The organism is Burkholderia sp. AU27893, assembly GCF_002223205.1.
GTDB lineage: Bacteria > Pseudomonadota > Gammaproteobacteria > Burkholderiales > Burkholderiaceae > Burkholderia.
This window is the reverse complement of sequence record NZ_NKFD01000004.1, coordinates 584,271-609,026: the sequence shown is the minus strand read 5'-3', so window position 1 is coordinate 609,026 and position 24,756 is coordinate 584,271. Positions and strand designations below refer to the sequence as shown.

Genomic DNA, 24,756 nt, shown 5'->3' with positions numbered 1-24,756 from the left:
CGCGCGTCACTTCAGCCCGCCCGCGAACCCGCGCAACAGGTAGCGCTGCACATAGCCGGCCACGGCCAGCGTGGGCAGCGACGCCATCAGCCCCGCGCTCATCAGGTCGCCCCAGTCGATGCCGTTCTCCGTCACGTAGCCGGCAATCGCGAGCGGCAGCGTGAAGCGGCTCGGCGTCGACACGAACAGCAGCGCGATCAGGAATTCGTTCCACGCGGCGATGAACACGAAGATCGCGGTTGCGATCAGCCCCGGCGCGCACAGCGGCAACACGATCTGCACGAGGCGGCGCGCGAGCCCCGCGCCGTCGATGCAGGCGGCTTCCTCGTATTCGATCGGCACGTCGCGCACGAACGCGAGCAGCATCCAGATCGCCATCGGCAGCGCGTAGATCTGGTACGCGAGCATCAGGCCGAGCGTCGAATCGAGCAGGTGCAGCCGCTTCGCGAGCGCGAACAGCGGCACCGCGATCGTGATCGGCGGCATCAGCTTCAACGCGAGCACGAGCACGAGGAACAGCAGGTCGAGCCGTGCGGGAAACCGCAGCCGCACGAGCGCATACGCGGCCGGAAACGCGAGCGCCAACGCGAGCAGCGTCGTGCCGAAGCCGACCAGCAGCGAATTGAACAGCGGTGCACCGATGCCGTTGGACCACACCGAGGCGAAATGCTCGAAGGTCGGCGCGGCCGGCCAGATCCGCAACGGATGATCGAGCCGTTCGAGTGTCGGCATGAACGCCGCGCCGGCCATCCACAGGCACGGCAGCAGCAACAGCGCGAGCGCGGCGATGCGCAACGCCCACGGCATCGCGCGACCGAAAGCGGCGCCCGTTCGCGCGCCCGTGATGCGAGCGGGTTGCGCCGTCATGCGCGCCGTTTGCGAACCGTCTGCCATACGTACCCCGAGACCAGCAGCGCGGACGCCGCGAGCATCAGCACCGACGCGGCGCTCGCCGGCCCGACGTTGAAGAAGCGGAAGCCCGTGTCGTAGATATAGGTCGACAGCGTCTGCGTCGCGTTGCCGGGGCCGCCGCCCGTCAGCGCATAGACCTTGTCGAACAGCTTGAACGTGTCGATCGAACGCAGCAGCAGCGCGAGGCCGATCTGCGGCGCCGCGAGCGGCAGCGTGATGTCGCGCAGGCATTGCCACTCGCTCGCGCCGTCGGTGCGCGCGGCTTCGTACAGCTCCTGCGGGATCGACTGCAGCCCGGCGAGCACGATCAGGAATGCCATCGGCGTCCACTGCCACACGTCGACGAGCGCGAGCGACCACAGCGCGAGATGCGGATCGGACAGCCAGCGTACGCCTTCGATGCCGAACGCCGCGAGCAGCGTGTTCAGGAAGCCGTCGAAGTTGAGCCAGTTGCGCCAGATCGCCGAACACACGAGCGTGGACAGCATCATCGGCAGGATCGCGAGCGGCAGCGCGATGCGCCGCCCCGGAAACGCGCGCACGAACAGCAGCGCGAGGCCGAAGCCCAGCGCGACTTCGGCGAGCGACGCGACGATCGTGAAGCGCAGCGTGTTGCCGAAGCCGGCCGTGAACGCGTCGTCGCCGAGCACCGCGCGATAGTTCGCGAGCCCGGCGAACGCGCGCCGGCCGGCCGAGTAGTCGACCCGGCAGAACGAATCGATCAGCACCTGCGCGACCGGATACAGCGCGAGCGCGGCGAGCACCAGCAGCGCGGGTCCGAGCAGCGCGACGAACGGCAGGCTGCGGCCGAAGGCTTTCATGCGCTGTGTTCCGGCGAGGGTTCGAGGCGCGTGGTCACTTGCCGGCCGCGGCCGTCGCCTGCGCGATCTTCTGCTGCGCCTGGCGCAGCGCGGCGTCGGGCGCGGCCTGCCCGGTCAGCGCGAGCTGCAGCTGGTCGCCGAGAATGCTCTCGACCTGCTGCCAGTCGTTCACGCGCGGCCGCGCACGGCCGGCTTCGAGCGCCTTCAGCTGATCCGGGTACCAGCGGTACTGGCGCACCAGCGCCGGATCGTTGAACACGCTGCGGCGGGTCGGCGGAATGCCGATGCCGGCGAGGCGCGTTTGCGTATCGCGGGCGGTCAGGTACGCGAGGAAATCCTGCGCGAGCTTCGCGTGCGGCGCGTCCTTCGGGATGCCCATCTGCCAGATGCCGAGCATCGGCGCCGGGCCGGCGGTCTGCCCGGGCGGCGGCTGCAGCGCGATCTGCCCGACCACGCGCGACTGCTTCGGATCGTCGAGCGCCGGCACCCACGCCGGCCATACCTCGATCGACTGCGCGGCCGTGCCGCGCTGCAGCGCATCGCGCACTTCTGCTGCGCCATATACGTCGACGTCCTTCGGCGCGGATGCCTTCAGCGCGAGGAAGGTCTTCAGCGCGGCCTGCGCCTCACGCGAATCGATCGTCACGTTGCCGGCACGGTCGAACACGTCGCCGCCGTAGGCCCACAGGATCGGCAGGAAGCCCGTCACGACCGGGTTGCCCTTCGTGCCGCGGAACACGACGCCCGACACGCTCTTGTCCGCGCCGCCGACGGTCTGCGCGATCTTCAGCACGTCGTCCCAGTTGCGCGGCGGCTGCAGCTTGTACTTCGCGAGCAGGTCCTTGCGATACGCGAACATCTCGACGTTGCCGACGATCGGCAGCGCGTACAGCGCCCCGGCCGCGTTGCGGCCGAGCGCGACGGTGGACGGCACGAGATCGGCATCCGCGAGCGACGCGGGCAGCGGCTTGAGCCAGCCGTTGCCGATGAATTCGGGCGCCCACGTGTCGTCCATCATCACGAGGTCGTACGCGCCGGTGCCTTCGCGCATCGACAGCTTGAGCTTCTGGTACAGGTTCGCGTTCGGCAGCTTGAGCAGCTCGATCTCGGTGCCCGGGTGCAGCTTGTTGAAGCCGGCGACGGCGTCGGCCAGCCCCTTGCCGTAGATATCGTCGCGGCCTGCGATGACGAGATCCGCGGCAACGGCGTGCGTGGCGGCGAAGGACAGCGCAAGGGCGGCGGACAGCGCGCGCAGGCGGCTCAGCAAGGTCATGAGGTCTCTCTCGTTCGGCGTGGTGGCGGGACGGCCGGGCGTTGCACACGTGTGCAACGCGGGGGATGCTTCCGGCCGCCTGTAGCGAACGCCATTGTTCACGCCGATCGTTAAGAATTTATGGCACGCGGCGATCGCCGGTGCGCGGCGCCTGCCGCAGCGCTTGCCATGGCGAATCGGGCGGCAACCCGGCCGCCCGCCAACCGCCTGCCGCCTGCCGCTCGCCGCCCGTTGCTCCTCGCCGGCCGCCCGCGTTCCGCGCGCCGTGTCGCATGCCCTGCGCTTAAAAGTTCACACGAATGCCCGCCATCACCGCCAGTTGCCGGCTCGAGTTGCTGTTCGCGAGCACCGGGATCTGCGCGTAGTTCACCGCGTTGCCGTCCGCGTCGGTGCCGAGCCCCTTCCCGCTCGCGATCTGGCCGATCGCGACCGCATACAGCGCCGTGCGCTTCGACAGGCTGTAGTTCGTGCCGACGTTCACCTGGTGGAACCGCGTCGTGCCGCGCCCGTCGGTATGCGCGGCGTTGAAGATGTACGCAACGCCGCCCTGCAGCGCGGGTGTGAACATGTACGTGGCGTTCAGCTCGCCGATATCGAACGTGAACGCCTGCGTGCGCGGCTGCGCGGTGGTCGAGAAATAGCGGCTGTCGCCGAGGCGCGTATGCGTATAGGTGAGCGCGATCGTCGCGTCGCCGAACGTGACCGAGCCGCCCGCGCCGAACGCGCGCATCGAACCCGCATCCTGCAGCAGGCAATACATCGCCCCTGGGTTGCTGCACGCGAAATCGCCGATATAGCCGTTCGCGCCGCCGAGCGCCGCGTCCAGCGGCTGGTGCAGGTCGAGGTAGCCGACCGAGAATGCGACCGGCGCACGCGTGTACGTCGCGGCCACCGCGTAACCGCGCTTCGCGGAGAAATCGCCGGCCTGCCCGCCGAAGCTGAACGTGCCGCCGAACGTGAGGCCGTTGAAATCGGCGCTGGTGAACTTCACCGCGTTGTTGAAGTTGAACGCGGCGTTCAGGTTGTCGACGTCGCCGAGATGCGAGCCGTACGGCGTCGCCCAGTTGTTGCTCGACACGTACGCGCCGAGCATGTCGGTGTACGAGTCGTACTGGCGGCCGAGGCCGAGCGTGCCGATCCCGTCCTGGCGCAGCCCGACCCATGCCTGCCGGCTGAAGGCCGTGCCGCCCTGCAGCGCCTGCCCGTTCGCGGACAGGAACTGCTGCTCGAGCGTGAACACCGCATTGAGCCCGCCGCCGAGCGGCTCGGCGCCCTGGAAGCCGAACCGCGACGGCACGAGGTTGCCGCCACCCATCTGCCATGCATGGCCGCCGCCCGTGCTGCCGTCGGCGCGCGTGAACTGCTGGTTCGTCGAGTAGATGATGCCGGTATCCACGGTGCCGTACAGCGTCACGCTGCCCGAGGTCTGCGCGTGCGCGTGCATGCAACCCAGCGTCGCCGCCGCCGCGGCCAGTCGTCGTCCGATCTTCATGTCCCGCCCCTCTGTTGTCATCGATTCGCAGTGCAGATCGATGAGGTTATCGATATGGGTGACAGGACTCTATCCAGCGAAAATTCAGGACCTCTATCGCAAATCGGCAAACGGTCGCACGCGTTGCTTGCGACGGTGCTCGGCGGCGCCGGTTCGGCGCGCGTGCGTCATTCGGGGCGCGTCGTCTGCGACGGCAACTCGCCGAATAGATCGCGATACTCGCGCGCGAAATAGCCGAGGTGCGTGAACCCCCAGCTCGCGGCGGCCTCGCCGACGCCGAGCTGCTGCACGGGCGTCGTGCGCAGCATGCGGCGCACCGCGTTCAGCCGGATCGTGCGCAGATAGCCCACCGGCGTAACGTCGGCCACACGTTGAAAACTCGTTTGCAGCGTGCGGCGGCTGCAGCGCAGCGCGCGACACAGTTCGAGCACGGTGACGGGTTCCTCGGGCCGGTCGCGCAGATGCTTCTCGCAACGGCTCACGATGTCGCTGTAGGTGGCGTGCGTGATGTCGCGACGCTCGACGCCGATGCCCTGCTCGAGCGCATCGAGGAACATGCCGAGCATCGCGTCGCGGAACATCTTGCGGGTAGCCGCGTATTCGAGGTGGCCCGGGTTGCGCTGCGCATCGTCGATCAGCGACGACAGCCGCGCGCCGAGCGCGACGCCCTGCTCGTCGGACAGCCGCGTCACGTGGCGTAGCTTGCGCGCGCCGGACGCGCCGAATTCGGCTTCGCACAGCTCGTCGACCATGTCGGACGCCGCGCTGATCCCGACGAGCCCCATCCCTTCCGGCGTGTGGAATTCGAAATCCTCGCCGGCGCGCAGCGCGAGCAGCGCATAGCCGTCGACGGGCTGGCCCTGAAACGTGCCCGCGAGCGGCACGGACAGCGGCACCGCGAGCGACGTGCGCCCGGCCGGCGCGAGCCCGGTTTGCGCGACGCGCCGGTTGGTCGTTTCGCGGAAGAAGTGAAAATCGTCGTACAGCACCTGCGTGACGGTGCCCTTGAAGCGGCCCGGCGTCATCTGGCGGTACACCTGATGCCAGCCCGCGATCGCGAGCCCGTGATCGTGCACGTCTTCGTGTGAGCGTGACTGGAACAGCATCGGCATCTCCGGTAAAACCCTTAAACGCGGCCGCCGGTTCCCCGGCGCGCAACGCCACAGCTTACCCGTGCAAAATCCTGCGTAGTGCGGTTTCGAACGCAAGACAGGCCGCCGACAGCGCGGCGGCCTGCTCGCCCGTCACGCGGACGTAGCGGCGAAACGACGGCATCCGGTTCACGACCTCGCTGCCGCCGAACGGCACGATCGCGAGCGTCCAGCGGCCGTCGCGCGCGTCGATCGTGCAGTCGGTCAGGTGCAGCGGCCGCAGCGCGTCGGCCAGCGACGGCTCGGCGACCAGTGCGGCCAGCGTGTCGGCGAATCCGGGGTCGCATCCTGGAGCGGCCAGCCCGTCGATACCCGTGCAGCGCAGCCAGCCGGTCTGCCGCACGCGCGCACTGCCCTGCACGGCCGGGCCGCACGCGGTGGCCGCCACCTTCACGTTGACCGTGTGCATCAGGAACTGGCGGTCGATCCGCTCGTCGATGCTCACGCGCGCGCCGTTCGGCAGCCTCGCCGTCCGACTGCCGACGTGATCGGCATCGCGCTCGGCGCCCAAATCCGCCAGCACGCGCGCGGCGATCGCGCCGGGCCGGTGGCCGGGCGGCGGCGCATCGGGCGCCATGCGCAAGCGGGCGAGCACGGCCTTCACGATGCGACGTGCTCGTTGCGCAGCACTTCCTCGACCGGCACCGGCCTGAACGGATGCCGGCGCTGCACGACGAGCGTCCAGAACAGCGCGTACAGCGCGGTGAGCCCGAGCATCGCGCCGAACGGCACGTAGATGTCGCGCGCGTTCATGCCCGGCGGCGTGATGTACCAGATCGCCAGGATGATGCCGACGCTCGACACGATCTGCGGCAGCGGGAACAGCGGCGAACGGTACGGGCGAGGCAGGTCCGGGCGGCGAATCCGCAGCATCACGACCGACGCGGTGACGAGCAGGTACGCGGTGCCCCACGCGCAGGTCGCGGCGAGCACGAGGTGCAGGATGCTGTCGAGATTGCCGTTGATCAGCCATGCGTGGAAGATCGGCACGATCGCCGCCGCCACGATGCCGACCACCGGCGTCTTGAAGCGCGGATGCAGGTACGCGAAGCAGCGCGGCAGCGCGCCGTCGATCGCCATCCCGTACAGGATGCGCGGCAGCCCGGCCATCAGCGTGTTGATCGTCGCGGCGCCCGCACAGAGGAACGCGATGCCGAACCAGATGCGGCCGAACGGCCCGAGCACCTGCAGCGCGAACGCGGGAATCGCGCCCGGCGTGTCGAGCAGGTGCGTGAGGCCGTCGGCGCTCACCGGCACGTTCGCGACCTGGCGGCGAATCGCCGCGCCGTACAGGAACATGCAGATCGCGACGCCGACGAGGCCCAGCGCCATCGCGCGCGGAATCGTCTTGCCCGGCGCCTTCATTTCCGGCGCGAGCGGCGTGACGAACTCGCAGCCGACGAACATGAACATCGCCATCCCGACCAGCGACAGCACGGCCGGCACCGACGTGCCGACTTCCGAGCCGCCGAACCAGCCGTCGAGATGCACGGCCGGCGCGGCCGCGAGCCCAAGGATCCCGAAGATCATCAGCGACAGCCACATGCCGGCCGTCAGCACGATCTCGAGCTTGCTGAACACCTTGATGCCGATGATGTTGGTGATCGCGAACGTGACGACGAGGCCGACGCCGACGAGCCACGAGCTGTTGTGCTTCTCGAACGCGGCATTCAGCGATTCGAAATTGACGAGCGCCATGATGCCGCTCAGGATCGTTTCCGCCGTGCCGGCGAATACGTGCACGAGAAAATACGCGGAGATCGTGCCGGTGATCGCCCAGAAGCGGCCGAGCCCGCACGACAGGTAATCGTAAACCGAGCCGGCCGTCGGCAGCATCGCGGCGGCTTCGGAGAAGGTGGTCGCCTGCGCCTGCATCATCACGAACGCGATGATCATCGCGACCGCGAACGCCCAGCCGCCCATCCCGAAGCCCGACGTCGCGGTGAGAATCACCGGGCTGGCCATGATGAGGCCGACGGCGCTCGCCAGCGCGGTCGGAAAGCCGACCGCACCCGCCTTCAGCGCCGTGCCGCCCCCCGCTTCAGCCGGCGTGCCGGCGGGCGTGTCGCCCGCTGCGCCGGTAACTCCAGACCATCCCGACATCCCTGTCTCCTTCCTGTGTCGACCGCGGCCGCCGCTTCGTCGGCGGCCGCGGTTCCATGGCTATGCGGTCGGCCCGGGCGGCGCTTCGGCGCTTCGATTCCCGGGCCCCTAGTCGATCACACCTCGATCCGATGTCGAAAAAATACGCAGGCAAAATAATCCGGTCATAGCGCAAATCGGCAAACCGGCGGCGGCTACGCTGCGCGCCGCCGGCGTGCCGCCACGCGGTCACACCGTCACGCGAACGGTACGGCCTCGAAGCCCGCCGCGAGCGCGTCGACGATCCGGTCGAGCTGCTCGCGCTGGATCACGAGCGGCGGCGACAGGATGATCTTCGTGCCGACCGGGCGCACCAGCACGCCGTTTTCGCGCGCGACTTCCGCGACCGCGTTCGCATAGCCCGAGAGCGGGTCGATCGGCTCGCGCGTGTCCTTGTTCGCGACCAGGTCGAGCGCGAGCATCAGCCCCTTGCCGCGCACTTCGCCGACCGCCGCGAAGCGTTCCGCGAACGGCTTCAACGCCTCGAGCAGATACGCGCCCTGCTTCGCCGCGTTCGCCGGGAGGTCCTCCTTCACGACGATGTCGAGGCTCGCGATCGCGGCCGCGCACGCGACCGGATGGCCCGCATACGTGTAGCCGTGCATGATCGCGCCGCCGAAATCGGCGTTCGCGGCGAACGCGTCCTCGATCCGCGCGTTCACGACCGTCGCGCCGAGCGGCACGTAGCCCGACGAGATGCCCTTCGCGAGACACATGATGTCCGGGCGCACGCCCCAGCCGCGGCTGCCGAACATACTGCCGCTGCGGCCGAAGCCCGTCACGACTTCGTCGGCGATCAGCAGGACGCCGTAACGGTCGCACACCTCGCGCACCAGCGGCCAGTAGTTGGCCGGCGGCACGATCACGCCGCCCGCGCCCTGGATCGGCTCCGCGATGAACGCGGCCACCGTGTCGGGGCTCTGGAACTGGATCTCGCGTTCCAGCATCTCCGCGCAGATCCGGCCGAGTGCTTCGGGATCCTGCGTGAACGGGTTGCGGTACAGCCACGGCGTCTCGACGTGGAAGCAGCCCGGCAGGTTCGGCTCGTAGTTGCGGCGGAACACCGTGTTGCCGTTCACCGACGCACCGCCGAAGTGCGTGCCGTGATAGCCCTGCTTCAGCGAGATGAACTTCGTGCGGTCGGCCTGGCCGCGCACCTTCCAGTACTGGCGCGCGATCTTCAGTGCGGTCTCGATCGAATCGGAACCGCCCGAGCTGTACAGCACACGGCGCATCCCTTCCGGTTCGAGCATGTCGATCACCTTCTTCGACAGCTCCTCCGCGCGCGGATGCGAAATGCCGTCGAACAGCTGGAAGTATTCGAGCTCATCGAGCTGGCGCACGATCGCGTCCTTCACTTCCTGGCGGTTGTGGCCGACGTTCACGTTCCACAGGCCCGCGACGCCGTCGACGAGCTTGCGGCCCTGTTCGTCGAATACGTAGCAGCCGTCGCCGCGCACGATGCGGATCGGCTTGCGCTGTTTCATCTCGTTCGGGTGCAGCATCGGGTGCCAGAATTTCGCTTCGTTGTAGCTCATTGCAGTCTCCACTGTCGGATCGGTTGAGGTTGAGGCCGCGCGTCAGTGCGCGATGCAGACGGATTTGGTTTCGGTGAAGCCTTCGATCGCGTACTGGCCGAATTCGCGGCCGATCCCCGATTGCTTGTAGCCGCCGAACGGCATCGACGGGTCGAGCGGGATATGGCAGTTCACCCACACGGTGCCGGCCTCGATCTGCGGCACGAGGTTCATCACGCGCGTCAGGTCATTGCTCCAGACGCTCGCCGCGAGGCCGTACGGCGACGCATTCGCGAGGCGCACCGCATCGGCCGCGTCGTCGAACGGCACGACGACGATCACCGGGCCGAACACTTCGTCGCGCACGATCGCGCTGTCCGGATGCGGATCGGCGATCACCGCCGGCTTCACGTAGTAGCCGGGCAGGTCGTCGGCCGGCGTGCCGCCCGCGAGGAACGTCAGGCCCGCGCGGCGCGCGCCTTCGATGTGCTGGACGACCTTGTCGCGATGGTGCGCGGACACCAGCGGGTTGATCTGCGCGGTCGTGTCGAGGCCCGCACCGAGCTTCATCGACTGCGCGACGCCCGCGAGACCGTCCGCGAGCTGCTTGAACTTGCTGCGGTGCACATAGATGCGCGAGGCGGCCGCGCACACCTGCCCCTGGTTGAAGAACGCGCCGGCCGCGACGCCGTCGAGCGCCCGCGCGACGTCGATGTCGTCGAGCATCACGATCGGGTTCTTGCCGCCGAGCTCGAGCGAGAATCTCGTCATGTTCTGCACGGCCGCCGCGCCGACCAGCTTGCCGGTCGCGGTCGAGCCCGTGAACGAGATCTTCGCGATCGACGGGTGGCTCGCGAGCGCGGCGCCGCACACGCGGCCGCCGGTGACGACGTTGAACACGCCGGGCGGCACGCCGGCCTCGCGGGCGAGCTCGGCCAGGCGCAGCGCGGTGAGCGGCGTTTCCGGCGACGGCTTCAGCACGATCGTGCAGCCGGCCGCGAGCGCGGGAATCAGCTTCCACACCGCGATCATCAACGGGAAATTCCACGGCACGATCGCGGCGACCACGCCGACCGGCTCCTTGCGCGTATAGGCCGTATAGCGCGCGCCGGGCGGGAACGGGATCGACACGTCGAGGGTCTGGCCGGTGATCTTGGTCGCCCAGCCGGCCATGTAGCGCACGTATTCGACGCTCGCGCCGACCTCGATCGCGCGCGACACGTGGATCGACTTGCCCTGGTTCAGCGTTTCGAGCTGCGCGAGCGTTTCGGCGTCGGCTTCGATCAGGTCGGCGAGTTTCAGCAGGATGCGTTCGCGGTCGGCCGGGCGCAGGCCGCTCCACACGCGGGTGTCGAATGCGCGCTTCGCGCTGGCGACCGCGCGGTCGACATCGCGCTCGTCGGCGTCCGCGACCGTCGCAAGCCGCTCGCCCGTCGCGGGGTCGTACACGTCGAGCCGCGCGGCCGCGTGGGCGGGCTGCATTTCACCGTCGATGAAGAGGCCGAAGTCGCGCGCAACGAAGGTGCGCACGGTGTCGCTGACGGCGACGAAATTCGTGGTGCTCATGGGCGTCTCGAGGATTGTCGTGGCTGGACCGCGTGCGCACGGGCACGCGGGCGTCGTTCCACTGTATCGACGAGGGTTCGCGCCCGGTGAGCGCAAATTGGCAGCGCGTGGGCGGTGGGGATGGCGGGTTCGAACCGCGTGGGATGGCTCTGGTGGTCGACGCGAAACGCCGGCCCGGCGCTGTGCCGGTCAGCCGCTGACGTTCAAGACAAGCAGCGCGTTGGAATTCATGAATCGACGATCTCGAAGGTGCGAAGTCCGGAGCGCAATTATCCGATGAATTACAGAAACAACGCCCCCACCAGTTCCGTGCGGTTCGACACGCCGAGCTTGCGATACATGCGCATCAGGTGCGTCTTGACGGTCGGCTGGCCCAGCGCGAGATCGCGCGCGATCTCCTTGTTCGAGCGGCCGTCGCGCACGAGGCGCGCGATCTGCTCCTCGCGGTAGGTCAGCCGCTCCTCGCAGCCGATCCGGTGAATTCCACGCCGCGCGCGCAGCAGCGGGCTCAGCGCGGCTTCGGCCACCGGCTGCAGCCGCGCGAGCGCATCGATTTCGCCGGGCGCGAACCGCCCGGCCGTGCTGTTGCCGGCCACGCCGCCGCGCGTGTCGCCCGACCCGAAGCGCAGCAGCGAGAACGCGCCGACCGTGCGGCCCGCGTCGCGCAGCCAGATCTCGACGACGTCGGCCACGTCGTGCCGCCGCAGGAAGCGGGTCCAGTACGCGGACGCGTCGCGCCTTTCATCAGGCAATTGGGAAGCAAGCGTGACGACCGCACGCTCGCCGGCCGCACAGCGCGACGGATGCAGCGGATCGAGCATCCGGTAGCGCGCGACATAGGTGCGATGCATCGATTCCGGCATCCCGAACAGCTCGAAATCGGCCGGTTCGCCGCTCTTGTCGAGCCGGTAGAACACGGTCGCGGACGGGCTCGCGAACGCGTCGAACGCGTCCACGCACGCGCGCAGCGCGCGTGGCCAGTCGGCGGCGGCCGGGTCGGCGGGAGCGGATGAGGTCGGCATGGTGGAATCGGCTGGCGGGCGAACTTATTGAAGATCGAAGTTCGGGCCAGCCTACCGACGCCGAAAAGCGCCGGTGAGCACAAATCGGCAAATCGTCCCGGCCCGGCCGCCATCGCGGGTTAGGCCGGGGCGATGCGGGCGCGCGACGGTACGCGCGCCGCTTTCAGCGTGCGTTCGCGGCGAACGTGTCGCAGGCGCTCAGTTCGCCCGATTGCATCCCGCGCCGCAGCCAGTACACGCGCTGGTCGCTGGTGCCGTGCGTGAAGCTCTCGGGCACGACATAGCCCTGCCCTTGCTGCTGCAGCCGGTCGTCGCCGATCGCGGCGGCCGCCTTCAGCCCCTGCTCGAAATCGCCGGGTTCGATCAGCCGCTGGTTCGCGCGCTGCGCGTTGTTCGCCCACACGCCGGCGAAGCAGTCGGCCTGCAGCTCCATCCGCACCGACAGCGCGTTCGAGTGGGCCTGGCTCGCCCGCCGGCGTGCGGCGTCGACCTTGTCGGAAATGCCGAGCAGGTTCTGCACATGGTGACCGACCTCGTGCGCGATCACGTAAGCCTGCGCGAAATCGCCGCCCGCGCCGAAACGCTTGCGCAATTCGTCGTAGAAACCGAGATCGATGTACACCTTGCGGTCGCCCGGGCAGTAGAACGGCCCCATCGCGGTCTGTCCGGTGCCGCATGCGGTCGGCGTCGAGTTCGTGAACATCACGAGCGTCGGCGGCTGGTACTGCGCGTGCAGCTGGGTATTGAACACGCCCGTCCACGTGCGCTCGATATTGCCGAGCACCTTGCGCGTGAACACGACGTTCGGTTCGTTCGCCGCCGCGCCCTGCCGCTGCGCGGGCGCGGGCTGCGCCTGCTGCTGGCGGCCCTGCAGCGCCGACGCGCCTTCGAGTATCACGCGCGGGTCGATCCCGAAGAAATACGACGCGGCGAACGCAACCACGATCGTGCCGATGCCGATCGTCGCGCCACGCCCGCCGCCGAACCCGGCGGCACCGCGCCGATCCTCGACGTTTGTGCTTTCCGTTTCGTCGTCCAGCCTCATAGCCGGCCCTCCCTGTTCTTGTCGATGGTCCGGCACGCGAGCGCGCACCGGGCGATAGGTTGTCGTGACACGATCCCCTGCCGATACAAGAGCCGCGCACGGGGGTGCGTACTCCTGCCGGGATCGTCGGCCTGCCGCTCCGCTCGCACGACGGAATCGGCCGGCCGATGCGCCGCGCGTCGATGCGCGGCCCGCCCGCGCTATTCTGCCGGGCTTTCGTGACTTATCGCAAAAATGTGGAGGATAGAGCGATTCGGCGCCGCACATCGTCAGCCTTTGCAAAATGGCCCGCGGCCGCGCCAATCGCCCGGACGCCGCCCGCGTTCATCCTTTAGGCTGATACCGGCGCGCGCCGGCGCCACCTAAAGTGACCGGAAACGACACCTTTCCGGAGCACGACATGACCCACCCGCCACCCCGCACGATCGCGATCACCGGCGCGGGCACCGGTATCGGCGCCGCGTGCGCGCGCCGCTTCGCCCGCCGCGGCGACCGCGTCGTGCTGATCGGGCGGCGCCAGGCGCCGCTCGACACGCTGGCCGCCGAAACGGGCGGCCTCGCGCTGGCCGGCGACGCCGCAAGCACCGCCGACTGGGCCCGCTTCCTGCCGCAGGTCGCCGAACGCTTCGGCCGCGTCGACGCGCTCGTCGCATGCGCGGGCGGCCACGGCCTCGGCCGCGCGGACGAAACCGACGACGCGCAATGGCGCGACGCGATGCACGCGAACCTCGACACCGCGTTCGTCAGCGCGCGTGCGTGCCTGCCCGACCTGATCGCGCAGCGCGGCAGCATCGTGCTGGTCGCATCGATCGCCGCGCTCGCGGCCGGGCCCGGCGTGTGCGGCTACACGGTCGGCAAGCACGCGCTGCTCGGGCTCGCGCGGTCGCTCGCACGTGACTACGGGCCGCACGGCGTGCGGGTGAATGCGGTGTGCCCCGGCTGGGTCCGCACGCCGATGGCCGACGCGGAGATGGAACCGCTGATGTCGGCGTACGGCGACACGCTCGACGGCGCGTATGCACGCGTCAGCGCCGACGCGCCGCTGCGGCGCGCGGCAGACCCTGACGAGATCGCGGCCGTGTGCGCGTTCCTCGCGTCACCGGACGCGTCGTTCGTGACCGGCGCGACGCTCGTCGCCGACGGCGGCGCGATGGTCGTCGACGTGCCGACGCTCGCGTTCGACAAGCTTTGATGCGCGCGGGTGCGCCGCTCGCGTGACGTACGCGTCGCGGGCGGCGTTGCGCGCACGTCCTCTCGTCCTCCCGCTCCAGCGCCTGCCCACGCACGCGCGCCGCGCCGCCCGCTTATTTCTCGCCCGCGAAAATCCGCTACCATCGACCGATCCCGCCGCCCCGCCCGGCCCCGCCTCACGGTTCGAACGTCGATGAACATCCGGTTTCTTGAAACCTTCGTCTGGCTCGCGAAGCTGGAAAATTTCCGGCTCACCGCCGAAAAACTGCACACCACACAGGCTGCCGTATCGAGCCGCATCGCGTCGCTCGAGGACGCATTCGACGTGCGCCTGTTCGACCGCAACACGCGCTCGGCCACGCTCACGCCCGCCGGGCGCCGCATGCTCGCGTACGCGGAGCGGATCGTTCGGCTCGACGGCGAAATGCGCCGCGACATCGATGCCGCGAGCGATGCGGGCCTGATCCGGATCGGCGTGATCGAATCGATCGTGCACAGCTGGTTCCCCGCGCTGATGGCGCAACTGCGCGAGCGCTATCCGCGCCTCGACGTCGAGATCACGAGCGACACGACGCTGCACCTGATCCGCCTGCTCAGCACCGACGGCGTCGACCTGATCCTGCAGACCGACCCCGTGCCCGGCCCCGATTTCACGAACCTGCCGCTATGCGAATTCCCGGTGCGCTGGGTGGCCAGCCCGCGCCTCGGGCTCGGCGGCCAGGCGCTCGACGTTGCGCGCCTCGCGGAATTCCCGATCATCAGCTTCTCGCGCCACTCGGGCCCGCACGCAACGATCGAGCGGCTGTTCGCGGCCGTCGAGCGGCCGGCCAGCATCAACTGCATCACGTCGGTCGCCGCGATGATCCGCCTCGTCGCCGACGGCTTCGGCGTGGCCGCGCTACCGCCCGCGATCATCGGGCGCGAGCTGCACGAAGGCACACTCGAACTGCTCGATGTCGAACCCGAATTCCCCGCGCTGCCGCTCGTCGCGACATACCGCAGCCAGGGCCTGCCGGTGGCCGCGCGCATCGCGGAGCTGGCCAGCGAAGTCGCGCGTGCAATGTCGGCCGCCGCGCATCACGCGAAGACGGCCGCGCCCGACAGCGCGGACAAAACAGCCGCCCGTCCCGCGACAAAAGCCAAAGCGAAAGCACCGGCAAAAGCGAAGCGCACGACACCATCCGCCCCGCCCGCCGCAAAACGCCGCCCGCGCCGCTCATAAGAAAACCTGTTCACCGCGAATTTGTTTTCTTGTTGGACGGGCGCGGCCCGTCTTCGGGAAACTGAGGTTCCTGACACCCCCCGTCACGAGGAACCCCGCGATGACCCGCCTTTCCCTTCCGCACGGCCAGCTTTGCGTCTGGACGGATATCGACCCCGCGCACGAAGCCGATTTCAACGCGTGGTACGACCGCGAGCACATGCAGGAACGTGTCGCGATTCCCGGCTTCACGCATGCACGGCGCTTTCGCGCGACCGATCGCGGCCCGCGCCAGTACCTCGCGCTGTACGTGACGGACGCGCTCGACGTGTTCCAAGGCGACGCGTACCGGCGCGCATTCACGCAGCAGACCGCATGGTCGCTCGCGAACTTCGAGCGCATGACGGGCACGCAGCGACGCGTCGGAGAACTGACGATCGAGGCCGGCGACGGCGAAGGCGCGCATCTCGCGCTGTTCGTGCTGCCGCCGGATCGCATCGACGTGCCGCAGCTGCGCGAGCGTTTCGACGACGTGCTGCACGAACCGGGCATCCACGCGGCACGACTGTTTTGCACCGCGCCCGAGCTGTCCGCGCCGATCGGCGCCGATGCGGCCGCCCGCCCGGCGGCCGATGCGCTCGTGCTGATCGAAGGCAGCGATGCGGCCGCGACCCGCCGCGTGGCCGCCACGCTCGCCGGGCACGACGACGTGCGCACCTTCGCGCTGCTGTGGCGCGCCGCCGCGCCGCTGCATGTCGCGCGCGGCGACGTCGAAACCGAACCCGCTGCCGCGGCATGTTCGGCCTGATCGCCCACGCCGGCCGCACCGCAGGCGCGACGCACACCCACGCATCGGTCCGGCATTTCATCCCGTTCCCCGTCACGACACGCCCGACACCATGAACACGCTCGCCCCGCCCGCCGCCCACGCGCCCCGCCGCGTCCGCACCAGCCGACTCGCGACCGCGAGCATGATCGGCACGTCGCTCGAGTGGTACGACTTCACGATCTACAACACGCTCGCCGCACTCGTCTTCAACCACCTGTTCTTTCCGTCGGTCGATCCGCTGGCCGGCACGATCCTCGCGTTCTCGACCTATGCGGTCGGCTACGTGTCGCGCCCGCTCGGCGGCTTCGTGTTCGGCAATCTCGGCGACCGCATCGGCCGCCGCGCGGTGCTGATGCTCACGCTCGTGCTGATGGGCGTGACGACCGCGTTGATGGGCGCGCTGCCGACCTACGCGCAGGCCGGCATCCTGAGCCCGATCCTGCTCGTCGCGCTGCGCTTCGTGCAGGGCGTCGCGCTCGGCGGCGAATGGGCAGGCGCGGTGCTGCTGTCGGTCGAGCACGGCGACCAGAAGCGGCGCGGGCTGTCCGCATCGTGGACGCAGATCGGCCCGTCGTTCGGCACGCTGCTCGGCACCGGCTGCATCGCGCTCGTGACGCTGTCGACCACGTCCGGCGACTTCCTGTCGTGGGGCTGGCGCGTACCGTTCGCGGCCAGCGCGCTGCTCGTGGTGTTCGGCTTCTGGCTGCGGCGCGGCGTCGACGAAACGCCGCAGTTCGAGCAGCTCGCCGAATCGCACGCGACCGCCGAGGTGCCCGTCGCGGACGTGCTGAAGTATCACTGGAAGCGCCTGCTGATCGCGGGTGGCTCGCGGATCGGCTCGGACGTGCTGTATGCGCTGATCGTCGTGTTCACGCTCACCTACGTGACGACCGTGCTGCACCTGTCGCGCCCTGTCGCCTTGACGGCCGTGATGATCGGCACGGCGTGCAACGCGCTCGCGGTGCCGTGCTTCGGCGCGTTGTCGGACCGCTTCGGCCGCCGGCCCGTGTATCTCGCCGGCGCGCTCGCCGGCATCGTGTGGGCGTTCGTGTTCTTCACGCTGCTCGATTCGGCGCGCCCCGGCGCGATCGTCGCGGCCGTCGCGATCGGCCTGGTGATCCACGCGGTGATGTACGGCCCGCAAGGCGCGTTCGTGACCGAACAGTTCCCGACCCGCGTGCGCTACGCGGGCTCGTCGCTCGCGTACACGCTAGCCGGCATCGTCGGCGGCGGCTTCGCGCCGCTCGTGATCGCCGCGCTGTTCCGGCAGACGGGCACGACGACGGCCGTGTCGCTGTATGTCACCGGCGCGCTCGTCGTCACGTCGATCGCGCTCCTCGTCGCACGCGAAACCGCGCACAAGCCGCTCGCGGATTGAACGTCGCCGCCGGCAAGCCGATTCATTCCTTCGCACTTCAAACTGATACGCATATGCCAACCCTGTCGTTCAATGTCATTCCCCGGAAAGGGGCGCCGGCCATCGTCGACGTCGAGATCGCGCGCGTCGTGATCGCCGGCTGGGCCGGCCGCGATCCGGCCGCGATCCAGGCGCATATCGACGAACTCGCCGCGCTCGGCGTCGCGCCGCCGTCGACCACGCCCTGCTTCTATCGCGTGTCGGCCGCGCTGCTCACGCAGGCGCCCGCGATCGGCGTGCTCGGCGCACGCTCGGGCGGCGAGATCGAATGCGTGCTGGTCGACAGCCCGGCCGGCACGCTCGTGACCGTCGGCTCCGATCATACGGATCGTGAGGTCGAAGCCTACGGCGTCGCGGTGTCGAAGCAGGTGTGCGCGAAACCGCTCGGCCGCGACGCGTGGCTTTATGCGGAAGTAGCGGATCACTGGGATGCGATCGAGATGCGTTCGTGGCTGATTTCGCAGGATGGCGGGCGGACGGCGTACCAGCACGGCGCGGTGAGTGGTTTGCTCGCGCCCGAGGTGCTGTGGCAGCGCTTCGACGATCGCCGGACGATGCCCGCGCGCGGCGCGATGTATGGCGGCACGGTTGCCGTGCATGGCCCGATTGCGGCAATGGGCGACGGCGACGCGTTCGAGATGGAGCTGCACGATCCGGTGCTCGGGCGCAGCCTTCGGCACCGCTACGCCGTGGAAGTGTTACCGGTCGTGGCATAACGGGCAACGAGGCGCGGCAGATGGGCACGACACCGTTCTGTCGCCGCGCCGGCTCCCGCGAACACGCCTAAAAGCAGTGATAATCGGGAAAGTTGAGCTGCGAGTTGCCGCAATACAGCACACCAGCTAGGTTGGTACACCCGCTCAATGCAAGCATCATTGCGCCCGCAACCGACACTTTCCATCCGAAATGCAACATTGCGCCCCCGTTTCCGCCTGATCGACATGAGCCGACATGATGCGCATCGGACGTGCCCGGGTATGTGGAGAATTGTTGTGCCGCAGGTGCTGCAGTTCGCCATCGTGCCCGCCCGTGCCGGAGCATGGACCCAGGCACGAGCCGTTGCTCACTTGAGACACCCGAGCCCCGCCAGCGTCGCTTCCACCGCCGTGTCGAGCGGCGTCACCGGCTCACGGCCGAGCACCGCGGTCACCCGCGTGTTGTCGAGCCGGATCGGCTCGCGCCACAGGTAGCGCATCTCGAGCAATTCGCGCAGCGTCGTGACGAACAGCGCCGCCGCCCATACGAACCACCACGGGAACTTGCGCACCGTCGGCCGCAGCCCATGCCGCTGCGCGACGCGGCGCACGGCCTCCGCCATCTGCGTGCCGTCCGCATCCCAATGCCCGCCGAGATGAAAGCGCGCGAACGGTTCCAGCGTGTCGCGCCGCTCGATCAGCTCGACCATCGCGCGCGCGGCGTCCGGCACATACGACCATTGGTGCCCGATGCCATCCCGCCCCGGCACGCTGATGGACGCAACCGGCTGCCCGGCCTTGACGAACCCCGCCGCAAACCAGCTGTTGCCGGTCAGCTTCGGCCCGAAGAAATCGCCGGCCCGCACGATGATCGTGCGAACGCCCTGCCCGGCCGCCTCCTGCAGCCGGCGCTCCAGCTCGACGCGAATCGCGCCCTTGCGCGTCGACGGATGCTGCGGCGCGTCTTCGACCAGCACCGGAAACGCATCGGCGCCGTAGTTGTAGACGGTGCCCGGCAGCACGACGGTGGCCCGCTCCGCCTTCGCCGCCGCGATCGTGTTGTCGATCATCGGCAGCACCTGCCCGGCCCAGTTCCGGTAGCCCGGCGGATTCACCGCGTGGACGATCACGCTGCAGCCGCGCGCGGCGCGGACGACCGCGTCACGATCCATCGCGTCGCCGCGCATCCACGTGATGCCGTCGCGCTCCACGACTTCGGCGTCGAGCCCGCGCTTCAACCCGCGCACCTGCCAGCCCGCATCACGCAACTGCCGCGCGACTTCCCCGCCAATTCCGCCGCTCGCGCCGAGCACGAGTGCCTGTCGTTGCGTCCCGCCTGCGTGAGTCGTCATTACCGCTCTCCTTGAATGAACCGTGATGACACGCATTCTGGCGCGGCTTCTACTATCAAGGAATTGCCGAACCCAATGGATCAGCTATACATTTATGTATGACCATCGATCTGAACTGGGAACGCTACCGCACCTTCCTCGCCGTGCTGACGGAAGGCTCGCTGTCGGGCGCGGCGCGCGCGCTCGGCATCACGCAGCCGACGGCCGGCCGCCACGTCGCGGCGCTGGAGGCCGCGTTCGGCCAGACGCTGTTCACGCGCTCGCCGTCCGGCCTGTTGCCGACCGAGGCGGCGCTCGCGCTGCGCGGCCATGCGGAGGCGCTGCGCAGCGCGGCCGCGGCGTTCGAGCGCGCGGCTGCGAGCCACGGCGCCGGCGTGCGCGGCATCGTGCGGATCTCGGCCAGCGACGTGATCGCCGTCGAAGTGCTGCCGCCGATGCTCGCGCAATTGCGGCGCAATCATCCGGGGCTCGTCATCGAGCTGGTGCCGACCGACCGCCTCCAGGACGTGCTCAAGCGCGAGGCCGACATCGCGGTACGGATGGCGCCGCCCACGCAGGAGGCGCTCGTCGCGCGCCGTATCGGCGCGGTCGATGTCGGGCTGTATGCGCGCGACGACTACCTGGCGCACAACGGGGTGCCCGAGACGACCGACGAACTCGCGCATCACGCGCTGATCGGCTTCGATACGGTCACGCCGTTCATCCGCTCGATGAGCCGCAGCATGCCGCTGTGGAAGCGCGATGCGTTCTCGCTGCGCACCGACAGCAACCTCGCCCAGCTCGCGATGATCCGCGCCGGCTACGGGTTAGGCTTCTGCCAGAGCGGGCTCGCGAAACGCGACGCACGGCTCGTGCGCGTGCTGCCGGACACGCTCGCGATGCAGCTGGAAACCTGGGTCGTGATGCATGAGGACCTGCGGTCGAGCCCGCGCTGCCGCGCGGTGTTCGATGCGCTGGCCGACGGGCTGCGTGCGTATGTGAGCGGCGAAACCGTCGAATAAACCGGGCGCGGCGACGGCACGAACGCAGGGAACGAAGCGCCCGCGCCGCGCTATTCGTAGATTTTCCCGGCGAACAGGATGTCCGCCATGCGCCGCCACGGATTGTCGGGCACGTCGTAGAAACGCAGCCCTTCCTCCGACACCTCGGCCCAGTCGACCATCGCGTCGAGATACTCGCCGATCGAGCGGTTTTCCCAGCCGAGCGCGGCGCGGGCGTACGGCGACGGCGGCACGTCGGCCTCGAGCTGGCGCTCCGTGTTCCAGTCGTGGCCGAGCACGCGCAGGAAGTGGATCAGCGAGCGTTCGTCGACCACGCGCTCCAGCGCATCCTGCAGCTTCGCGGCCATCTGGCGTTGCAGTTCGTCATTCATTTTTTGTCCCCTGGCGCGCCTCTCACCACGCGCCGCCGCCAATCGTGCGGCCCGGTTTTACATCAGCAATTGCCGCGACAGCACCTCGCGCGCCTGCGTGACGGCTTCGCGTTCGCCGGGCATCGGCGGCGTCAGCGAAAACACCGCGTCGGGCAGCGGCGGCAGCCGGTATTTCGCGCCGAGCCGCATCATGCCGTCGCCGATCGCCGACGCGCACAGGCAGCCCACCCCGAGCCCCGCCGCCAGCATCGACTGCAGCCCCGCCACCCCCGACGCGCTGTGCACGAGCCGGTACGGCATGTGCTGCTCGTCGAGCGAGCGCACCGCGACCTGATGCATCATGCAGTCGTCCGGCAGCAGCACGAGCGGCAGCGGCTCGGGCAACTGCTCGGCGAGCGCGGGCGATGCGACCCACGACAGCGGCTCACGCCGCAACACCCAGCGCGTATCGGCCGACGCCGGCCGGAACGGCCCGCTCGACAGGTTCATCACCACGCCGAGATCGACCTGCCCGCGCGCATGCGCGGCCTCGATATCGGCGCTCTTCATCGCGCTGACGTGCAGGCTCAGTTGCGGGTAGCACTCCCGCAGCCGCGCGAGCAGCCCCGCGACTTCGTTGGTCCGGTAGTAATCGGTGATCGCGACGCGCAGCTCGCCCTTGATCGCCTGCCCGCGCACTTCGTCGAACGCGGCCTCGTTCAGCGCGACGATGCGCCGCGCGTGCTGCAGCAGCCGCGAGCCGGCCGGCGTCGGCTCGACTCCGCGCTTGCTGCGCACGAACAGCGGCACGCCGGCGCGCGATTCGAGCTTGCGCACCTGCTCGCTGACCGTCGACTGCGACAGGTGCAGCAGCGGCGCGGCGGCCGTCAGGCTGCCGGCGTCCGCGACCGCCGCGAAAGTACGCAACTGATCCAGGTCGAAACCGCGCATCGCCATTCTCCATCCATCGATTAACCCGATGGATGCTACCACTAATTCCCGCTTTTCCGATTTATCGCCACCGCCGAGAATGGGGGTCAATCGCCCGCCCACGGCCGAACCGGCGCTTCTGTCGTCGCATCCGGCGTGAATGTGGCACTCATTCTTTCGGACCTGCTTCCATGACGAACGACACCCTTGCCCCCTGCGGGCCGGCCGGCACGGCCGCCGCAGCGACGCCGCGCAGCCACCACGGCTGGGCGCTGGTGGTCCTGCTGGTTGGCGCGATTTTGCCGCCGCTTGACTACTTCATTGTGAATCTCGCGCTGCCGGCCATCCGCGACGGCATCGGCGCACGCCCGGCAGAGTTGCAGCTGGTCGTATCGGCGTACGCGTGCGCGAACGCCGTCGTGCAGATCACCGGCGGCCGGCTCGGCGACCTGTACGGCCGCAAGCGGATGTTCATGATCGGGATGGCCGGCTTCGTCGTCGCGTCGACGCTGTGCGGGCTCGCCGGCAGCGGCGCGGTGTTGGTCGGCGGCCGCGTGCTGCAGGGCCTGTTCGCCGCGATCCTCGCGCCGCAGGTGCTCGCGACGATCCGCAGCGTGTTCAGCCCGCAGGAGCAGGTGCGCGTGATGGGCTTCTACGGTTTCGTGTTCGGTCTCGCGGCCGTGATCGGCCAACTCGGCGGCGGCGCGTTGATCAGCCTGCATCCGTTCGGGCTCGGCTGGCGCGCGATCTTCCTCGTCAACCTGCCGATCGGCATCCTCGCGCTGATCGGCAGCTGGCGCTTCATCCCGGAGAGCCGGCCGCCGAAAGGCCAGCGCATCGACGTGCCGGGCATGGTGCTGCTGTCGCTGTTCCTGCTGATGCTCGTCTACCCGCTCACGCACGGGCGCGAGGCCGGCTGGCCGCTGTGGATGGTCGCGTGCCTCGTCGGCGCGCTGCCGATGCTCGGCGCGCTGCTGGCGGTCGAGGCGCGCCGTCTCGCGGGCGGCCACGATCCGCTGCTCGACGTGCGCCTGTTCCGCAATCCCGTCGTCGCGCTCGGGCTCGTGCTGGCGTTCCTGTTCTATACGCTGAGCGCGTTCTTCCTGAGCTACGGCATCTACCTGCAGGGCTGCCTGAACTGGTCGCCGCTCGCGTCGGGGCTCGCGATCCTGCCGCTCGGGCTCGGCTTCCTGTCGAGCCCGCTGCTGATGCCGCGACTCGTCGGCCGGTTCGGCGGCTATCGCGTGCTCACGCTCGGTTTCGCGATGCTCGCGGCCGGCGTCGCGACGGCCGCCGCGCTGGCGGGTGCCGCCACGCCGGGCATCGGCTTTTACGTGGGGATCGCGGCGATCGGGATCGGCCAGGGCCTCGTGCTGCCGTCGGCCGTGCGGATCGTGCTCGCGGAAGTCGACACGGCGCGCGCCGGTGTCGCCTCCGGCATGGTCACCGCGATGCTGCAGATCGGCGCGGCCGTCGGCGCGGCGACGCTCGGCGGCGTGTTCTTCGCCCGGCTCGGCGCGCATCCAGCCGCACTCGATTACGTGCAGGGCTTCAGGACGTCGATGTTCGCGCTGACGGCCGTGCTGCTCGTGTGCATCGCGCTGTCGGCGATGCTCGGGCCGCTGCATCGGCGGCTGCATGCAGGCAGATAAGCGGGACGGGAAGCGTTGCGACGGCAAGGTCTGACGCGGAAGCGGTGCCGATGCAGGCGCGGACGCTTGCCGGCATCCGGCTCACGCGGGATGCTGGCGTTGCGCCTGGCGCGCCTCCCATTCGGCCAGCTCGAGGCGATAGCGCGCGAGGGCTTCGTCGTAGAGATCGAAGACGCACGGCGAGCAACCGCTGTTGCAGCAGTCTTCGAGTTCGGGCTGGATGGGCGGGGTCGGACGGGGATCGTCGACGGACGGATCCGGAGAGACAGTGTTGGGCACGGCGAAAATCGAATGAATGGACGCGTTCAGTATAAGCGGATGCCGCACGGCATGCGTGCCGCGCGGGCCATACCATGCTGCGTCATATCCCCAGTATCGTCACCTGGTCATGGCGGATCCGGACCTCGCGCGCCCACGCATCGATTTCGGCAATCACTTCCGCAAGCGCGGCGCAACGCGTGTCCAGACGGTCGATGAAATCCTGCCGCGAATCGCGGAATACGAAGCCGAGCCGCTCGAGTGTCGTCGTTGCCGCCGTGGCGTCGCTCACGCTTCGCCGGGCGCTGATCCATAATGGCGCGATTGTCGGCGAACCCGGCGACGCCGTCGATGTCTCGCTTCCATCGCGTTCCGGCCGGCGCACGACCCGGACCCACCACGACGCTCGCCGCCGCATCCTCGTCATCGCCCCACAGGAGCCGCACGATGGCCGAAGCAGTGAATCCGCCGGAAGTCTGGGCGCCGTTCGGCGCGTTCTCGATGGCCGTGATCCAGGGCGATGGCCGGATCGTGCATCTGAAGGGGCAAGTGTCGCTCGACCGCGACGGCCGGGTGGTCGGCCACGGCGACATGCGCACGCAGGTGCGTCAGACGCTCGACAACATCCGCACCGTGCTCAACGCGATGGGTGGACAGATGCAGGACGTGATCTCGCTCGTTCACTACGCGACCGACATCGATGCCTTCATGCAGGCAGGCGACATCCGCAAGACCTACTTCGCCGAGCCTTATCCCGTGACGACGACCGTCCAGATCGAGCGTCTCTACCATCCCGATCTGCTGATCGAGATCACCGCTGTTGCAGAAATTCCGCTGGCACGGTTTCGGCGGCCTGCACCGCGCGCGTGACTCAGCGATGTGGCGATGTGGTACCGCGCCGTATGACGCGCCGGCCGTCACCTTCCCGACCGGCGCGCC

24 protein-coding genes are annotated in these 24,756 nt (G+C 69.1%); 8 read left to right on the top strand and 16 right to left on the bottom strand.

The window, feature by feature from the left end:
- Positions 1 to 6: 6 nt before the first annotated feature.
- The 11 genes from CFB47_RS22655 to CFB47_RS22605 all read right to left on the bottom strand — a co-directional run bounded on the left by CFB47_RS22655 (position 7) and on the right by CFB47_RS22605 (position 12,941).
- Positions 7 to 894, bottom strand: coding sequence for a carbohydrate ABC transporter permease (locus tag CFB47_RS22655; RefSeq protein WP_373453153.1), 888 nt, complete (start codon positions 892 to 894; stop codon positions 7 to 9).
- A complete protein-coding gene (locus CFB47_RS22650; protein WP_089462341.1) occupies positions 864 to 1,733 on the bottom strand; it encodes a carbohydrate ABC transporter permease in 870 nt (289 codons plus the stop codon). Before CFB47_RS22650 ends, CFB47_RS22655 begins: the two co-directional genes overlap by 31 nt.
- A gap of 34 nt (positions 1,734 to 1,767) precedes the next feature.
- On the bottom strand, positions 1,768 to 3,006 hold the full coding sequence (locus CFB47_RS22645) for an ABC transporter substrate-binding protein (RefSeq protein WP_046548265.1): 1,239 nt from the start codon (positions 3,004 to 3,006) through the stop codon (positions 1,768 to 1,770).
- 283 nt (positions 3,007 to 3,289) lie between these two features.
- Entirely contained in the window at positions 3,290 to 4,498 is a 1,209-nt protein-coding gene (locus CFB47_RS22640; RefSeq protein WP_089462340.1) for a porin, read from the bottom strand.
- Positions 4,499 to 4,665: 167 nt separating this feature from the next.
- A complete protein-coding gene (locus CFB47_RS22635; RefSeq protein ID WP_089442229.1) occupies positions 4,666 to 5,604 on the bottom strand; it encodes a helix-turn-helix domain-containing protein in 939 nt (312 codons plus the stop codon).
- Between the two features lie 61 nt (positions 5,605 to 5,665).
- Positions 5,666 to 6,253: a DUF3156 family protein gene (locus CFB47_RS22630; protein ID WP_089462339.1), complete on the bottom strand. Its 588-nt coding sequence runs from the start codon at positions 6,251 to 6,253 to the stop codon at positions 5,666 to 5,668.
- Complete coding sequence (locus CFB47_RS22625) at positions 6,250 to 7,752, bottom strand: APC family permease (RefSeq protein WP_089462338.1); 1,503 nt, start codon at positions 7,750 to 7,752, stop codon at positions 6,250 to 6,252. Before CFB47_RS22625 ends, CFB47_RS22630 begins: the two co-directional genes overlap by 4 nt.
- A gap of 236 nt (positions 7,753 to 7,988) precedes the next feature.
- Complete coding sequence (locus CFB47_RS22620; protein ID WP_089427101.1) at positions 7,989 to 9,329, bottom strand: aspartate aminotransferase family protein; 1,341 nt, start codon at positions 9,327 to 9,329, stop codon at positions 7,989 to 7,991.
- A 42-nt stretch (positions 9,330 to 9,371) separates the two neighbouring features.
- Positions 9,372 to 10,874: an aldehyde dehydrogenase family protein gene (locus CFB47_RS22615; protein WP_089462337.1), complete on the bottom strand. Its 1,503-nt coding sequence runs from the start codon at positions 10,872 to 10,874 to the stop codon at positions 9,372 to 9,374.
- Between the two features lie 281 nt (positions 10,875 to 11,155).
- Positions 11,156 to 11,896: a LuxR C-terminal-related transcriptional regulator gene (locus CFB47_RS22610; protein WP_089462336.1), complete on the bottom strand. Its 741-nt coding sequence runs from the start codon at positions 11,894 to 11,896 to the stop codon at positions 11,156 to 11,158.
- 163 nt (positions 11,897 to 12,059) lie between these two features.
- A complete protein-coding gene (locus tag CFB47_RS22605) occupies positions 12,060 to 12,941 on the bottom strand; it encodes a neutral zinc metallopeptidase (protein ID WP_089462335.1) in 882 nt (293 codons plus the stop codon).
- Between the two features lie 400 nt (positions 12,942 to 13,341).
- On the opposite strand from CFB47_RS22605, the gene CFB47_RS22600 reads away from it, so the two are divergent.
- The 5 genes from CFB47_RS22600 to CFB47_RS22580 all read left to right on the top strand — a co-directional run bounded on the left by CFB47_RS22600 (position 13,342) and on the right by CFB47_RS22580 (position 18,295).
- Positions 13,342 to 14,133, top strand: a complete 792-nt coding sequence (locus CFB47_RS22600; protein ID WP_089462334.1) for an SDR family NAD(P)-dependent oxidoreductase — start codon at positions 13,342 to 13,344, stop codon at positions 14,131 to 14,133.
- 192 nt (positions 14,134 to 14,325) lie between these two features.
- Positions 14,326 to 15,354, top strand: a complete 1,029-nt coding sequence (locus CFB47_RS22595) for a LysR family transcriptional regulator (RefSeq protein ID WP_089462333.1) — start codon at positions 14,326 to 14,328, stop codon at positions 15,352 to 15,354.
- 100 nt (positions 15,355 to 15,454) lie between these two features.
- Positions 15,455 to 16,141: a DUF4286 family protein gene (locus tag CFB47_RS22590; protein WP_089462332.1), complete on the top strand. Its 687-nt coding sequence runs from the start codon at positions 15,455 to 15,457 to the stop codon at positions 16,139 to 16,141.
- A 91-nt stretch (positions 16,142 to 16,232) separates the two neighbouring features.
- Entirely contained in the window at positions 16,233 to 17,540 is a 1,308-nt protein-coding gene (locus tag CFB47_RS22585) for an MFS transporter (protein WP_089462331.1), read from the top strand.
- A gap of 53 nt (positions 17,541 to 17,593) precedes the next feature.
- The gene (locus CFB47_RS22580; RefSeq protein WP_089462330.1) at positions 17,594 to 18,295 is read left to right on the top strand and encodes a DUF2848 domain-containing protein; all 702 of its coding nucleotides are present in this window, start codon (positions 17,594 to 17,596) and stop codon (positions 18,293 to 18,295) included.
- A gap of 347 nt (positions 18,296 to 18,642) precedes the next feature.
- Here the strand turns inward: CFB47_RS22580 and CFB47_RS22575 are convergent, their stop codons facing one another.
- Positions 18,643 to 19,626 carry an NAD-dependent epimerase/dehydratase family protein gene (locus CFB47_RS22575; RefSeq protein WP_089462329.1) on the bottom strand — a complete coding sequence of 328 codons (984 nt, stop codon included), beginning with the start codon at positions 19,624 to 19,626 and terminating at the stop codon, positions 18,643 to 18,645.
- Positions 19,627 to 19,724: 98 nt separating this feature from the next.
- On the opposite strand from CFB47_RS22575, the gene CFB47_RS22570 reads away from it, so the two are divergent.
- Positions 19,725 to 20,627: a LysR family transcriptional regulator gene (locus CFB47_RS22570; RefSeq protein WP_089442028.1), complete on the top strand. Its 903-nt coding sequence runs from the start codon at positions 19,725 to 19,727 to the stop codon at positions 20,625 to 20,627.
- Between the two features lie 50 nt (positions 20,628 to 20,677).
- On the opposite strand, the gene CFB47_RS22565 is transcribed toward CFB47_RS22570, so the two are convergent.
- Positions 20,678 to 20,998: a hypothetical protein gene (locus CFB47_RS22565; RefSeq protein WP_089458566.1), complete on the bottom strand. Its 321-nt coding sequence runs from the start codon at positions 20,996 to 20,998 to the stop codon at positions 20,678 to 20,680.
- Between the two features lie 57 nt (positions 20,999 to 21,055).
- Entirely contained in the window at positions 21,056 to 21,928 is an 873-nt protein-coding gene (locus tag CFB47_RS22560; protein WP_089429065.1) for a LysR family transcriptional regulator, read from the bottom strand.
- 170 nt (positions 21,929 to 22,098) lie between these two features.
- On the opposite strand from CFB47_RS22560, the gene CFB47_RS22555 reads away from it, so the two are divergent.
- Positions 22,099 to 23,559, top strand: coding sequence for an MFS transporter (locus CFB47_RS22555; protein ID WP_089462328.1), 1,461 nt, complete (start codon positions 22,099 to 22,101; stop codon positions 23,557 to 23,559).
- 81 nt (positions 23,560 to 23,640) lie between these two features.
- On the opposite strand, the gene CFB47_RS22550 is transcribed toward CFB47_RS22555, so the two are convergent.
- Together CFB47_RS22550 and CFB47_RS22545 are read right to left on the bottom strand one after the other, a co-directional pair.
- Positions 23,641 to 23,838 carry an oxidoreductase-like domain-containing protein gene (locus CFB47_RS22550; RefSeq protein WP_089462327.1) on the bottom strand — a complete coding sequence of 66 codons (198 nt, stop codon included), beginning with the start codon at positions 23,836 to 23,838 and terminating at the stop codon, positions 23,641 to 23,643.
- An 82-nt stretch (positions 23,839 to 23,920) separates the two neighbouring features.
- Entirely contained in the window at positions 23,921 to 24,109 is a 189-nt protein-coding gene (locus CFB47_RS22545) for a hypothetical protein (protein WP_089462326.1), read from the bottom strand.
- A gap of 155 nt (positions 24,110 to 24,264) precedes the next feature.
- Between CFB47_RS22545 and CFB47_RS22540 the strand changes: the two genes are divergently transcribed.
- Positions 24,265 to 24,687 carry a RidA family protein gene (locus CFB47_RS22540; protein WP_089462325.1) on the top strand — a complete coding sequence of 141 codons (423 nt, stop codon included), beginning with the start codon at positions 24,265 to 24,267 and terminating at the stop codon, positions 24,685 to 24,687.
- Positions 24,688 to 24,756: the final 69 nt, after the last annotated feature.

Coding starts and splice junctions, on each gene's coding strand:
- CFB47_RS22655 (WP_373453153.1), bottom strand. CDS start 894: ATGGCAGACGGTTCGCAAACGGCGCGCATGACGGCGCAACCCGCTCGC.
- CFB47_RS22650 (WP_089462341.1), bottom strand. CDS start 1,733: ATGAAAGCCTTCGGCCGCAGCCTGCCGTTCGTCGCGCTGCTCGGACCC.
- CFB47_RS22645 (WP_046548265.1), bottom strand. CDS start 3,006: ATGACCTTGCTGAGCCGCCTGCGCGCGCTGTCCGCCGCCCTTGCGCTG.
- CFB47_RS22640 (WP_089462340.1), bottom strand. CDS start 4,498: ATGAAGATCGGACGACGACTGGCCGCGGCGGCGGCGACGCTGGGTTGC.
- CFB47_RS22635 (WP_089442229.1), bottom strand. CDS start 5,604: ATGCTGTTCCAGTCACGCTCACACGAAGACGTGCACGATCACGGGCTC.
- CFB47_RS22625 (WP_089462338.1), bottom strand. CDS start 7,752: ATGTCGGGATGGTCTGGAGTTACCGGCGCAGCGGGCGACACGCCCGCC.
- CFB47_RS22620 (WP_089427101.1), bottom strand. CDS start 9,329: ATGAGCTACAACGAAGCGAAATTCTGGCACCCGATGCTGCACCCGAAC.
- CFB47_RS22615 (WP_089462337.1), bottom strand. CDS start 10,874: ATGAGCACCACGAATTTCGTCGCCGTCAGCGACACCGTGCGCACCTTC.
- CFB47_RS22610 (WP_089462336.1), bottom strand. CDS start 11,896: ATGCCGACCTCATCCGCTCCCGCCGACCCGGCCGCCGCCGACTGGCCA.
- CFB47_RS22605 (WP_089462335.1), bottom strand. CDS start 12,941: ATGAGGCTGGACGACGAAACGGAAAGCACAAACGTCGAGGATCGGCGC.
- CFB47_RS22600 (WP_089462334.1), top strand. CDS start 13,342: ATGACCCACCCGCCACCCCGCACGATCGCGATCACCGGCGCGGGCACC.
- CFB47_RS22595 (WP_089462333.1), top strand. CDS start 14,326: ATGAACATCCGGTTTCTTGAAACCTTCGTCTGGCTCGCGAAGCTGGAA.
- CFB47_RS22590 (WP_089462332.1), top strand. CDS start 15,455: ATGACCCGCCTTTCCCTTCCGCACGGCCAGCTTTGCGTCTGGACGGAT.
- CFB47_RS22585 (WP_089462331.1), top strand. CDS start 16,233: ATGAACACGCTCGCCCCGCCCGCCGCCCACGCGCCCCGCCGCGTCCGC.
- CFB47_RS22580 (WP_089462330.1), top strand. CDS start 17,594: ATGCCAACCCTGTCGTTCAATGTCATTCCCCGGAAAGGGGCGCCGGCC.
- CFB47_RS22575 (WP_089462329.1), bottom strand. CDS start 19,626: ATGACGACTCACGCAGGCGGGACGCAACGACAGGCACTCGTGCTCGGC.
- CFB47_RS22570 (WP_089442028.1), top strand. CDS start 19,725: ATGACCATCGATCTGAACTGGGAACGCTACCGCACCTTCCTCGCCGTG.
- CFB47_RS22565 (WP_089458566.1), bottom strand. CDS start 20,998: ATGAATGACGAACTGCAACGCCAGATGGCCGCGAAGCTGCAGGATGCG.
- CFB47_RS22560 (WP_089429065.1), bottom strand. CDS start 21,928: ATGCGCGGTTTCGACCTGGATCAGTTGCGTACTTTCGCGGCGGTCGCG.
- CFB47_RS22555 (WP_089462328.1), top strand. CDS start 22,099: ATGACGAACGACACCCTTGCCCCCTGCGGGCCGGCCGGCACGGCCGCC.
- CFB47_RS22540 (WP_089462325.1), top strand. CDS start 24,265: ATGGCCGAAGCAGTGAATCCGCCGGAAGTCTGGGCGCCGTTCGGCGCG.